The organism is Bifidobacterium samirii, assembly GCF_003952945.1.
GTDB classification, from domain to species: Bacteria; Actinomycetota; Actinomycetes; order Actinomycetales; family Bifidobacteriaceae; genus Bifidobacterium; species Bifidobacterium samirii.
In genome coordinates this window covers 85,752-96,788 of the sequence record NZ_QXGK01000008.1, presented here as the reverse complement: position 1 = coordinate 96,788, position 11,037 = coordinate 85,752, and the positions used below count along the sequence as shown (strand labels likewise).

The following is an 11,037-nucleotide window of genomic DNA, read 5'->3' as shown; positions in this document are numbered from 1 at the left end:
TGGCGGCCTGAGCGCCACGACGAACACGCCGGACGCCGCCGGCAGGGCGGAGCGTGCCCATAACGCCCGGTCCGTGAACCGACACGTCGACCACCTACAGAGTTGACAAAAACATAGGAACACCCCCTATTCTGCGGATGCCCTGCGGTCCGAAGCACTCGACGCCGCACGCGCGCATCGCCGCATATTCGTCGCTGGGGATGACGCCCTGCGCCCAGATGCGCCATACGCTCGGGCGCTTGGATTTATCGTTCGCGAACCTCGTCGAGAACGATAGCATCATGTTGCTGGTGTTATGGACGACATCGAACTCGCGGACAGCGGTGTAATAGCCCGGCTTGGACAGGTCGATTTCCTCCACCGTCTGTTGAACCTTGTTGCCTCCGTTGTTCCACCCCGCCGTTATGACGGGATGCGCGATAGTCGGGTCGATTTCCGTCAGGAGTTCGAAAACGCAGAATACTGTGACCTTGTCCACTCCCGCCCAAGCGGAGGCAGAAGACCACTTCGATGCCTGACCACACTTCAACCCGTATATCGAGTACACGGCGTCTAACTGCATCCCTCCGCCGTCAAGAAACGTCCTCGTACCGGCAGACTCGTTCTGGGGTATCGGATACGTGTCATACACGCCGTTGGAGAGCATCAGCGGATATGAGAGGATTTGCGTGGCGACGTGCCGCCCTCGGTCGAACAGGTCCGTCACACCATACCCGCGGGTGCTGGGTTGGACGGTCAGCCGGTGAGCCGGCACGACCACGCGTCCCTGAGCACATACGTCCACGGTACGTCCTCGCAGACACACGACATCCACGCGCCTGCCATCATGAAGCAGTGTCACGACGTACTCACCTCCTCCAGTACGGCGACGAAGTCATCGGGGTGTTCCTTACTCCATGCGATGCCCTCTTCGAGGGTGTCGGAGTAGTGGAGCTGGATGCCGTCCTTTCCATTTTGACCCGGGTCGCCCTGATCACCTTTCTCACCCTTCGGGATGGCGAAGTTGAGCACAGCATCGGACGCGTTACCGCTGTTCGTGACCGTGGCCGATTCTCCGGGAGCCAGCGTGGTGACGGTGCCGACGTGGATGGTCGCGGCCAGACCCGGGTCGCCCTGATCTCCCTGACGACCGGGGTCGCCCTTATCGCCATCTGGGCCTTGGATGCCCTGCGGTCCCTGAGGGCCTTGCAGACCGGTCGCGCCCGACATGTCCGTGATGAAGGTCCACTCCGTGCTCGACTTGACCCAGAGCGTCGCGTTCTCCGTGTCCTCGATCGAGTCGGTGGTGATGCAGACGAACGAGCCGAGCGGGATATCGGGGTTGTCATGGTCGGCCTTCATGGCGTCCATCGAGCCGTAGACCTTGGCGATGCCGAAGGGCGCACCGGCCTCGCCGCGCGGCCCCTGCGGTCCCTCCACGCCACGCTCGCCAGACTCTCCCTGCTCTCCCTTGGGTCCGCGGGGAATCACCATGTCGAGCGTCTTGGCCGGCCAGTCGCCGTGAAGGCTCGCGCCGGCCTCGTCCACGCTGTCGGTGACGCGCACAGTGCCGACGGTCAGGTCGAAGCTCTTCGCCGTCTCCAGCGCCTGCTCCGCGCCGGACGCCGCGCTCTCCGCGCGCTCGACGCTCTCGCCCACGCCGCGGATGCCGTCGAGGGCTGCTTGGGCCTGCCGTGTGGTCTGCTCCCACGCGGCGAGTGTCGCGCTGTCCACGTCGAGCGTCGCCGGGTCGATATCCTCAAGCGACGCGTACTCCACCATGGTCTCGTCAGGCAAGGCCACGTAACGCACCATGCCCTTGGACACCAGCTCGCTCACACGCCACACCCACTGCGTGTCTGACGGCAGCAGGTCCACCGTCGCCTCGCCATCCGTCAGCTGGATGGTCACCGGGATCGGCAGACGGACGGCCGAGCCGACCGTCACGCGACGGGTCGGCACGCACGCGACCGCGCCAGACAGGGGTACGCCCTGCGGATCCGTCAGATTGAAATGCACGAGAGTCATGATTACCTCTGGTCTGTTTCGATGGAAACCCACACGCGGATCCGCACGGACCGGCCGTGCGGGCGTGTGGGATTCAGGAGGACTGATTGATGCTGTTGGAGGATTTCTGGGCGGACCGTTTCCGCCCCTATTGCGACGAGGCGCTGCGTGAGAGCACCGTGGTCGGCTACGAGAGCGCATGGCGGCTCCACGTGGAGCCCGCGTTCGGCGCGATGGACCTGGACGCGATCAGCGTCGCGCTGGTCGACGGATGGCTGGCCGGTTTCGACCGGCCGGGAGCGGCCCGCAAGGCATGGTCGCTCCTGCGCGCGATGCTGCGGCGCGCCATCCGCTGGGGCCTGCTCGACCATGACATCACCCGCCGCGAGGTCGCCCTGCCCCAGCGCCACAGGTACGAGCCGCGACTGCTGACTGTCCGGCAGACACGCGACCTGCTGCGCGGATTCTACGGGCACGAGCTGGAATCCTGGCTGATTTGCGCAATCTCCTGCGGGCTGCGCACTGAGGAGGGGTACGGGCTCGAATGGCGTGACGTCGACCTGCGGCGTGGCGTCATCCATATCGAGCGAGGTCTTCAATGGGTGTCCGGGCACGAGAGCGTGGTCGAGCCGAAGACCGAATTGAGCCGTCGCACGCTCCCGCTGCCGCGGTTCGCGGTCAACCGGCTGCGTGAGCTCCGACCACGTGAGGGAGGCCGGCTCATCGGGACGCTCACGCCACCGCAGGCGGCACACGCCTACGCATCGTGGTGCCGCCGACATGGCCTGCCGCACGTTCCCGCGCGGAACCTGCGGCATTCGTGGGCGACGAACGCGTTGACGGCCGGGGCCGACATCGCCGTCGTGTCGCGTATGCTCGGACACTCGGACATCAAGACCACCGCCCAGTACTATCTGCGCCCCGACATCACGGCACTGCGCGACGCGCAGCGACTGTTCGAGAGGGCACTGATCGGCTGAGGGATTCCCTAACCCACCTGCCCACACAGATCCGCGTGGGGTTCCATGTCGGCAGCACCAACGAGAACGGCGTGCTCCTGATCGGATACGACTCGCCGACCGGTAAAGCGCCGACCATGATGCTGGCCGGCATCGGACCGTGGAACGAGAACAAGGCCCAGAACGTCGACGCGGTCGTATGGGAGGCCGCAGCCAACCACGCGCAGATCAGGATCCGTAACCTGATCACGGGCCAGTGGGTCCCGAAGAACCCAGTCCGGGTCTCGTGGGTGGCCGTGTGGCAATGACCGTCAGACGAACCACATGCCGTTGACCGCCCACCCACCGTCATTCTGTGAGCCGCCCAAATTCTGGTAGGTGACGGCGCCGGTCTTCTGGACGAGCACACGCCGGCAGGAGCCATTGTCACGGCCGGACCACGGGAACTCAAGCTCCCGGTCCGGCCGGAACTCCTCCGGCAGGGTACCCAGCGGCCCGGTGCCCCATGATGCGCCTGACGCGTAGGTGCTGCTCACTCGCATCATGACCAGATGTCCCATGCGACGCACGTCAAGAGAGTACGAGGGCGCGGACGAGACGGTCTTCCAATCAGAGAGGGTTAGGGAATCCCACACTTCGCTCAGAGGAGCGAGGACGTTGACGAGGGTGTCGATGCCGGTGATGTTGATGCCGTCGAGGTTGACCCGGCACAGTGGCAGGTCGGAGACGATGGCGCCGCCGATGATGCTGCCCGTATTGTATGCCGGGTCCTTGGGGGTGCCGCTGGTGGCGGTGCCCTTCAGCGCGACGAGGGAGCTGGTCTCCACGCCGGTGGTCGGATCCAACGCGTAGCGGGCAACGATGAGGTCGGCGCGCTTCATGCCCTGGCTGCCGGATTGGATGGTCACGTCGGTCGCGGAGTCGATCATCATCTGCCGGCCTTCGAGGATGAGGTCCCATGCGGGGATGGTGATGTGGTTGGAGTCCTTGGCGACGGGCTTGCTGGCCCATTTGCGGGTCTTGAGCAGATATCCGCCGGTGCCGAGCGTGCCGGCGTGCATGATGCCGTCCATGGCGCTGGTCACGTGGGGTTGTCCGCCGCCCTTGGATCCGGTGACGAGGATGATGGACATCACTTGCCTCCCTGCTGCATCCAGGCGTCGAAGTCCTTGTCCTGGTTCTCGGCGAGCGTCTGGTAGTCGCGGTAGTCGGTGCCGCACAGGAGGAATTTCTTCTCGTTGCCTGCGCGGTCGATGCGGGTCATGTCGTGCCAGTCGGCCGAGAGGGTCTCGTTGGGTGACACGTATTCCTTGACGGGGCAGCCGGTCCGGTCGCACTCGTATTGGGTGATACCTTCGTATTTCGGCATGATGAGTCCTTTCTTTCAGGCCTGGTCGTCGGGCCAGTCGTATGCGCCGGCCTCGTAGGCGATGGCGGGTGTGCCGTTGGCGATCTTGACGGTGATGCGCACGATGGGACTGTCCACGTCGACGCCGGAGACGGGGTCGTAGGCGCGGACGTGGTCGTCGATGTGCAGTCCGATGTCGTCGGGGATGGTGAGTTCGACCTGTCCCTGTGTCCAGAGCTCCTTGAGTTTGTCGCGGGTCTGGTCGGACAGCTCCTGCCCCTCGACCGTGGTGAGCTCGTACGTCTGGGTGATCTCGCGCGCGCCGGTGAGGGTCTGTTTCTGGCTGATGGCGCCGTTCGCGTCGGCGTACCAGTGCGAGACGGCGCGGTTGCGCAGTTCGCCCTTGCCGAGGCCGATGATGTGGTTGACCTGCGTCCACGCGCGGGTGGCGGTGAAGTCGACTCGCCGGTCGCCGTCCGCGCCCCCGTAGGTGGCTGCGGTGACGGCTCGGATGGAGCATCGGCCGTCCCGGTAGCGCAGGTCAAGGCGCGCCCCGACTGCGGAGAGCATCATGCGCAGCCCGTCCCAGACGCTGATGTAGCGGCGGAATGCGTGCGATTTGATGGTGATGCCGCTGGCCGTGGTGGGTGTGGTGAAAGTCCCGGCGAGGCCGACACGGCCGATGATGGTGCGGATGATGGTGTTCGCGTCGCCGGACACGGTGAGCCGATCGGCGCCCGCGTCGGGTTGGACGATTTTGGCGGCGAGGATGCCGTGCCATGTGCGCCCGGTGATGGTGGTCTGCGTGTGACCGTCGCTGACGTCCACGCGCAGGCCGTCCACGCGTCCGCCGATTTCGGTGTCCTCCACGCCGACGAGGCATCCGTCCGTGAGAGCGGCGCCGGTGGTGGCGTGCGTGAGCTCAAAGTCGTTGCCTTCGTCGCCGTACTGCATGTCCATGGTCACGCCGGAGAGCTCGCCCTGCGGGACGCCGGACGGGTCGGTCCAGATCAGGTCCATGGCAGTCCGGTCCTTTCCTCCCACCATTCGAGGTCGAAGCCGAAGCTTTCGTCCCAGCTCACGAGGCTGTCGCCGGGCGGGATGGCGGCGAACGCGTATTCGCCGGCGGTCTGGTCGCGGTGGAGTTTGGCGAAGGCGTTTTGCCGGTCGCCGTTGGCGGCGACGAGCGTGGCCGTGCGGGGCGTGCCGGTGCCGTCGATGACGAGGTATCCGCCCGAGGGCACGGTCACGTCGGCGACGATCTTGTTGTCCCCGATGGTGATGGTCGGCGTGGCCGCGGGCCCGTAGACGGTGATCTTGGCGCGGGACGGCAGTGCGGACGCGTTGGTCAACGTTCCGACAGCGCGTGTCGGCATGTAGTCGTACTCGTAGCCGTATGGGTAGCCCTTGCCGTCCGAGTATCGTGCCGTGTTCCGGTACCAGCTGCTGGTGGCGGGCTTGTGCCAGACGCCGTCGAGCAGCGCGACGGTGAGTTCGACACGGGTCAGCTGCGGGCTGACGTAGTCGGGCTCCGTCTGCATGACGAGCGCGTTCTGCCGCCATCCGTCCACGTCGAGCAGGGCGGGCGGAGCCTGGTCCTCGAGGTAGGCGCGCAGGTCCGCGTCGAAGATTCTGTCGGCCGTGTCCAGCGCGGTTTTTGACCGGCTGATGGCGGTGATCTTCGCAGTGCGGGCGGGGCGCGTGGCGTTCAGGCTCCGGTAGGAGAGGGTCGTGTCCCAGATGCGGGTGCGCAGTTCCGTGATCTGTCCGACGAGCAGCCCGTCCGGGTCGTTCAGGTCGAGGACAGCCCCGGACGGGCTGGCGTAGATGAAGGTTTTCACTGCCGGAGGACCTCCTTGGTGAGTCGTTGGAAGTCGCGTTTGCCGATGGTGGGCGCGTATGCGGCGATGATGGGGCCGATTTCGGCGCGGAAGGCGCGCAGTTCGGCGACGACGGCCTCGTTGGATTGGATGACCGCCGTGTCGGCCGATGCGGTAAGGACCGGTGCCGGCATGTATTGCACACCCTCGTCTGGCCGGTAGCGCATCGAGTTCACCGAGTCCATGAATCCGACGCCGTAGTGGTCGACGGCCCGCGCCTTCATCATGTACTCGCCACGCGAGGCCCAGATGAGGTTCGAGTCGGAGATCTTGGAACCGATGCCGCCCAGGAGTCCGCTCAGTCCTCCGGACGCGTATCGGGGGATGCCGTCGCGTCCCATGAGCCCGCCGGCCGCGTATCCGATGATGCCGCCGCTGGCCTTGCCGTCGGCGCCCACGTTGACCTTGAAGACACGGCCGAGGATGTTGTTGACGGTGCCCCAGAATCCGGAGGCGTCGGCGTCGACCTTCACGGTCTTGCCGGCGATCTTGCGGTTTTCGACGGCTTTCGTCGTGGCCTTGAACGGCCCGTCGTCGCCGCTGATGACTCCCGTCTTCTCATCGATCGTCCACCCGTTGACCTCGGCGATGGCCGTGAGCATCTCGGATCCGTCGCCTTTCAGGTATCCGGTCTTCTCGTCGATGGTCGCTCCGTTCGCGATGGCGAGGGCGATGTCGTACTGGGACGAGTCCAGGGTGACGGTGCCGCTCTTCTCGTCGACGGGCAGGCCGTTGACTTCGGCGATGGCCGCGACCGCGTCGGTGTTGTCGCCTCCGATGCGGATGGTCCCGTCCGGCAGCGTCTCGACGGTGACGCCGAGCGACTGCAGCTGGCCTTCGGCGAGACCGGTGTCGACGTTGAGGTTGATGCTATGGTCGCCGGTGACGCTCTCGACGCTGGTCGCGAGCTGGTCGAATTTCTCCTTGGTCAGGCCCGCGGCAGTGGCGGCCTCGGAGGCCGCTTCCGGGGTCATGCCCATGGCCTGCGCCGCGGCGATGTACTTCTCGCGCGACAGGTCGAGGGTGGAGTTGATGTCGTCCATGCTCGCGCCGTTCTCGGCCTGCGCCTGGGCGGCCTTCATGGCGGTCTTGGCGATGTCGTTGAGCGCGCTTTGGTTCGCGCGTCCCTTCTCGCTGTTGATGTCCAGCGTCGCACCGTTCTTCTGGATGGATTCGGTCGCCTTGTCGAACGCGTCGTGCATGGAGATGAGCGCGTCGGACTCGTTGAGCGAGAACCCGTAGTAGGTGTTCATCGCGTCGATGACCTCGCCCAGGGCCGCGGCCTGGTCGCTGATGCCGTCCGTGGTCGCCCCGAAACTGTCGGCCAGGATATCGTCGGCGGTCGCCGCCTCCTCAGCAGCCGTGGCGTAGGCTTCGGTGGCGTCGCCGGCCTCGCCGGTGGCATGGGCGACCTCGTCGAGCGCCTCCGCCTTCTTCTGTGCCTCCTCCGAGACCTCCTCGTAATTGGCCTTCTCCTCCTTCAGATAACTGATGATGATGCCTGCGAGTTCGGCCTGATTGCCACCTTTGGCGACCATGTCGTCCGTGACGGCGGTAACCCGGCTCATGGCATCGGAGTTGCCCTGCGCGGCGAGCGCCATGTCGGACATTTTGATGCCGACGTCGTCGAGGAGTTCGCCGAGTGTTTTGTATCCGTAGATGGCCTGTTCGATGAAGTCGGGGATGATTACGGAGCCGTCGATTGGGGCATTTCTGAGGTTGTCGATGATTTGGTCGGTGGCGTTTCCGGTGGTTTCGAGTGCTGTTTTGAGGCTGTCGGCTCGTTGCTGTGCCTGTTGTGCCTTGCTGGCGAAGGTCATGAGTGCCGCGCCGGCGAGGCCGATGGTGATGCCCCAGGGGCCGCCGAGCATGGACAGGAGGCCGCTGCCGATGCTTTTGAAGCCTTCGCCGATGGCGGTGGTGCGGGACATGCTGGTGCCGAACAGTTCGATCTGCGCGCCGGAGCCCTTGAACGCGCTGGCGATGCTTTGGACGCCGGTGGTGACGCCGGGGGCGGCGCGTTGGAGGTACTGCATCGGGTCGAGGAGGGCGGACATGCCTTTGGCGACCTTGCTGGAGCTTTCGGACATGGGTCCGAACTGCTTGTGGGCGAGGGTGAGGGCGCCGGCGAGCATGCCGAGTCCGATGGCGGACTGTTGGACGGGGGCCGGCAGGGAGCTGAACGCGTCGACGGCCTTGTCCACGGTCTGGACGATGGAGCGCAGCGGGCCGTTGGCGCCGCTGCCGATGGTGATGAGCATCGATTCGACGGATCCGGTCAGGTTCTCGATGTCGCCCTTGAGGTTGTCGTTCTTGGCGGCCGCCTGGGCTGCGGCGTATCCGCTTTCGTCGACGGCCTTGGTCCATTCGTCGATGCCGTCGGCGCCTTCCTTGTACAGCACGTTGGCGGCGCGGATCGCGTCGGATCCGAAGATCGTGGCGAGCGCCTGGTTGCGTTGTTCCTGGGTGAGTCCTCCCATTTGGGTTTGGAGTTGGCCGGCGAGGTCGGCGAGGCCGACGAAGTCTCCTTGGGCGTTGGATGCGTGGATGCCGAGTTCTTCCATGAGTCCGGAGGCTTTGGTGCTGGGGTTGGCGAGGGCGATGAGCATGGTTTTGAGGCTGGTGCCGGCGTCGGAGCCGATCATGCCGGCGTTGGCGAAGGCGGTGAGGGTTCCGACGGTTTCCTGCATGCCGATGCCGAAGCTGTTGGCGACCATGCCGGATTGTTGGAGTGCGTAGCCGAGGTCGCGGGCGCTGCCTTGGGCTTTGCCGGCGCCGGCGGCGAGTGCGTCGGCGACTTTTCCGGCGTCGCTTCCGGTGAGGTTGAACTGGGCCATGGCCGAGCTCATGAGTTCGGCGGCTTCGGAGACCTGCATGCCGTCCGAGGCGGCGAGGTCGAGGGCCCCGGTGAGGCCGCCGGAGAGGATGTCGGTGGTGCTCATGCCTGCTTTGCCGAGTTCGTTGATGGCGTCGGCGGCTTCGCTCGCGCTGTAGACGGTGTTGGCGCCGGCGTCGATGGCCGCCTGGCGGAGGCTGTCCATTTCGTCGGCGCTGGCGCCGGTGTTGGCTTGGACGGTGCTCATGGCGGCGTCGAATTCGGCGAAGGTGGCGACGGCGGCGACGCCGATGGCGGTGGAGAGGGCGCCGGCGGCCATGCCGACCTTGGTGAGGGTGGCGCCGACGCGTTCTCCGGTGCTCATGGGGGTTTCGAGGGCCGTGCTGAGTTTGGTGGCCTGTGCGGATGCGGCCCGCATCTTGGTCGTGTAGTTGGTGGTGTCCGCCATGAGGCGGATCATGATGTTCTCGTTCAGTCCGGCCATGCGGTTCCTCTCATGTGGCGGGTGGTCTGGGGGTGAGCGTGGTGGTGACGGCGCCGCGCATGTCGTCGGGGACGGTGCCGGACGATTCGAATTCCTGGATGGCGCGGTTGCGCATTTGGGTGGCGAAGCAGACCTCCACGCGTCCGGTCCGGTAGAGGCTGGTCACGCTCTCCTCGTCGTGGCAGGTGGAGGTGTGCATGCCGCACAGCGGGCATACCTGGCTTTCGTAGGCTTGGAGGGCGAGCATCCATGCCTGTTCCGTGTCGTCCCATTCGACGGGGTCCTCGATGGTGGGGGTCCATCCGTGGAATCGTTTGAGGCTGATGCCCAGGCCTTTGGCGCACCTCAGTTCGGCCAGCAGGTCGGGTCGGGTGCGCAGTGCGCGGGTCAGGTCGTCGACGAGAGCAGGGTCAGAGTCTCTTTTGGGAGTGAGGAGACGGGCGTGTTGAGCTCCTGGACGGTGGTGAGGAGTTCGGCGGTCTGCGTGTCGGTGAGGCTGTCCACGAGTGTGGTGATGGCGGTCTCGTCCGTGTCGACCATGGTGCCGTTCGCGTCGGTGACGTTCTGGACCATGCGCGGGACGGCGAGGAGGGCGAGTCGGGCGAGGTCGCGGGTCTGGCGTCCGTCGGCGGTGGTCGTGCAGCGGGTGACGATCTGGTTCCATTCGTTGGATTTCAGGCCCTTGAGGGTGAGGGTGATCGTGCTGGCCTCCACGGCCTGCACGGTCTGCGCGAGTGATTCGAGGAGGTTCTCGCGTTCGCGTGCCAGGGCGGCCGTCTCGTGTTCGGTCATGTCCTGGGCGGGTTCGTCCAGCGTGGTGATGCGGTTGGTCAGGTCGATCGAGTCGCGCAGCGCGGTCAGGTCGGTGACGATGCCGACCCGTGCGGTCGGCGTGGAGACTTTCAGTTCCATGCGGGGTTCCTTTTCATGCTGTGGTGGTCATGGCGGCGCGCCGCGGGGGTTCCGCGGCGCGCCCGGTGTCACTTGCCGGCGGTGACGGTGGCGGTCTCGTCCTGGGAGCCCGGGGCGGCGGAGAAGCTGATGGTGCTCATCTGGCGCTGGTTGGCGGCGTGGGCGACCGGCGTCTTGATGCCGATGGTCACCTTGAAAACGCTGACGGTCTGGCCTTCGGCGAACGCGTCGTCCGTGGGCAGGCCGCGGCGGCGCACGATGTAGCCCTGGGTGCCGGCGGTCAGCTTCTCGATGGCCTCGTTGGTCTCCTTGGTGGATCCGATGCCGATGTTGACGTTGTCGATGACCTGCAGGGTGCCGTTCTCGTATTTCTCCTGGCCGGGGATCTGGCCGACCGCGGCGGCGCCCTCGCGGTCGTCGTCGATCATGTCCTGGCTGTGGTCGAGCTTCCATCCGTCGGCGGTGAGCCAGTAGGACAGGTCGAGCACGTCGGCCGTGAGTTCGGCCACGGTGGGCTTGGCCATGTCCTTGATGGTCTGGACGAAGACGGTCTTGACGCGCCCGTCTTCGAGGTGCGCGGTCACGTTGTTGGGCATTGTCGCTCCTTATGTTGTCGTGGTCCCGCCGTGGCG

The 11,037-nt window shown here is 65.8% G+C and carries 12 protein-coding genes; 2 read left to right on the top strand and 10 right to left on the bottom strand.

Annotation, left to right across the window (positions count from 1 at the left end; all coding sequences use genetic code 11):
• Positions 1–94: 94 nt before the first annotated feature.
• Both D2E24_RS05510 and D2E24_RS05505 read right to left on the bottom strand, forming a co-directional pair.
• A complete protein-coding gene (locus tag D2E24_RS05510; RefSeq protein ID WP_125968318.1) occupies positions 95–841 on the bottom strand; it encodes a hypothetical protein in 747 nt (248 codons plus the stop codon).
• A complete protein-coding gene (locus D2E24_RS05505) occupies positions 838–2,007 on the bottom strand; it encodes a collagen-like domain-containing protein (protein ID WP_125968317.1) in 1,170 nt (389 codons plus the stop codon). The genes D2E24_RS05510 and D2E24_RS05505 overlap by 4 nt, the downstream gene beginning before the upstream one ends.
• 89 nt (positions 2,008–2,096) lie before the next feature.
• On the opposite strand from D2E24_RS05505, the gene D2E24_RS05500 reads away from it, so the two are divergent.
• Both D2E24_RS05500 and D2E24_RS05495 read left to right on the top strand, forming a co-directional pair.
• Positions 2,097–2,966: a site-specific integrase gene (locus D2E24_RS05500; protein ID WP_125968316.1), complete on the top strand. Its 870-nt coding sequence runs from the start codon at positions 2,097–2,099 to the stop codon at positions 2,964–2,966.
• 35 nt (positions 2,967–3,001) lie between these two features.
• Positions 3,002–3,253, top strand: a complete 252-nt coding sequence (locus D2E24_RS05495; RefSeq protein WP_125968315.1) for a hypothetical protein — start codon at positions 3,002–3,004, stop codon at positions 3,251–3,253.
• 3 nt (positions 3,254–3,256) lie between these two features.
• On the opposite strand, the gene D2E24_RS05490 is transcribed toward D2E24_RS05495, so the two are convergent.
• From D2E24_RS05490 to D2E24_RS05455, 8 genes are all read right to left on the bottom strand, one after another.
• A complete protein-coding gene (locus D2E24_RS05490) occupies positions 3,257–4,078 on the bottom strand; it encodes a hypothetical protein (RefSeq protein WP_125968314.1) in 822 nt (273 codons plus the stop codon).
• On the bottom strand, positions 4,078–4,314 hold the full coding sequence (locus tag D2E24_RS05485) for a hypothetical protein (protein WP_125968313.1): 237 nt from the start codon (positions 4,312–4,314) through the stop codon (positions 4,078–4,080). Before D2E24_RS05485 ends, D2E24_RS05490 begins: the two co-directional genes overlap by 1 nt.
• Positions 4,315–4,329: 15 nt before the next feature.
• Positions 4,330–5,313: a hypothetical protein gene (locus tag D2E24_RS05480; protein ID WP_125968312.1), complete on the bottom strand. Its 984-nt coding sequence runs from the start codon at positions 5,311–5,313 to the stop codon at positions 4,330–4,332.
• A complete protein-coding gene (locus D2E24_RS05475; RefSeq protein ID WP_125968311.1) occupies positions 5,304–6,134 on the bottom strand; it encodes a hypothetical protein in 831 nt (276 codons plus the stop codon). The genes D2E24_RS05480 and D2E24_RS05475 overlap by 10 nt, the downstream gene beginning before the upstream one ends.
• Positions 6,131–9,493, bottom strand: a complete 3,363-nt coding sequence (locus tag D2E24_RS05470) for a phage tail tape measure protein (protein WP_125968310.1) — start codon at positions 9,491–9,493, stop codon at positions 6,131–6,133. The genes D2E24_RS05475 and D2E24_RS05470 overlap by 4 nt, the downstream gene beginning before the upstream one ends.
• 10 nt (positions 9,494–9,503) lie before the next feature.
• Entirely contained in the window at positions 9,504–9,740 is a 237-nt protein-coding gene (locus D2E24_RS05465; protein WP_125968309.1) for a hypothetical protein, read from the bottom strand.
• Positions 9,741–9,880: 140 nt separating this feature from the next.
• Positions 9,881–10,405 carry a hypothetical protein gene (locus D2E24_RS05460; protein ID WP_125968308.1) on the bottom strand — a complete coding sequence of 175 codons (525 nt, stop codon included), beginning with the start codon at positions 10,403–10,405 and terminating at the stop codon, positions 9,881–9,883.
• Positions 10,406–10,473: 68 nt separating this feature from the next.
• Complete coding sequence (locus D2E24_RS05455; protein ID WP_125968307.1) at positions 10,474–11,001, bottom strand: phage tail tube protein; 528 nt, start codon at positions 10,999–11,001, stop codon at positions 10,474–10,476.
• Positions 11,002–11,037 lie beyond the last annotated feature (36 nt).

Excerpts from the sequence above, each read along its gene's own strand:
- D2E24_RS05505 (WP_125968317.1), bottom strand. The coding sequence starts at position 2,007 with ATGACTCTCGTGCATTTCAATCTGACGGATCCGCAGGGCGTACCCCTG.
- D2E24_RS05500 (WP_125968316.1), top strand. The coding sequence starts at position 2,097 with ATGCTGTTGGAGGATTTCTGGGCGGACCGTTTCCGCCCCTATTGCGAC.
- D2E24_RS05490 (WP_125968314.1), bottom strand. The coding sequence starts at position 4,078 with ATGTCCATCATCCTCGTCACCGGATCCAAGGGCGGCGGACAACCCCAC.
- D2E24_RS05485 (WP_125968313.1), bottom strand. The coding sequence starts at position 4,314 with ATGCCGAAATACGAAGGTATCACCCAATACGAGTGCGACCGGACCGGC.
- D2E24_RS05480 (WP_125968312.1), bottom strand. The coding sequence starts at position 5,313 with ATGGACCTGATCTGGACCGACCCGTCCGGCGTCCCGCAGGGCGAGCTC.
- D2E24_RS05470 (WP_125968310.1), bottom strand. The coding sequence starts at position 9,493 with ATGGCCGGACTGAACGAGAACATCATGATCCGCCTCATGGCGGACACC.
- D2E24_RS05465 (WP_125968309.1), bottom strand. The coding sequence starts at position 9,740 with ATGCTCGCCCTCCAAGCCTACGAAAGCCAGGTATGCCCGCTGTGCGGC.
- D2E24_RS05460 (WP_125968308.1), bottom strand. The coding sequence starts at position 10,405 with ATGGAACTGAAAGTCTCCACGCCGACCGCACGGGTCGGCATCGTCACC.
- D2E24_RS05455 (WP_125968307.1), bottom strand. The coding sequence starts at position 11,001 with ATGCCCAACAACGTGACCGCGCACCTCGAAGACGGGCGCGTCAAGACC.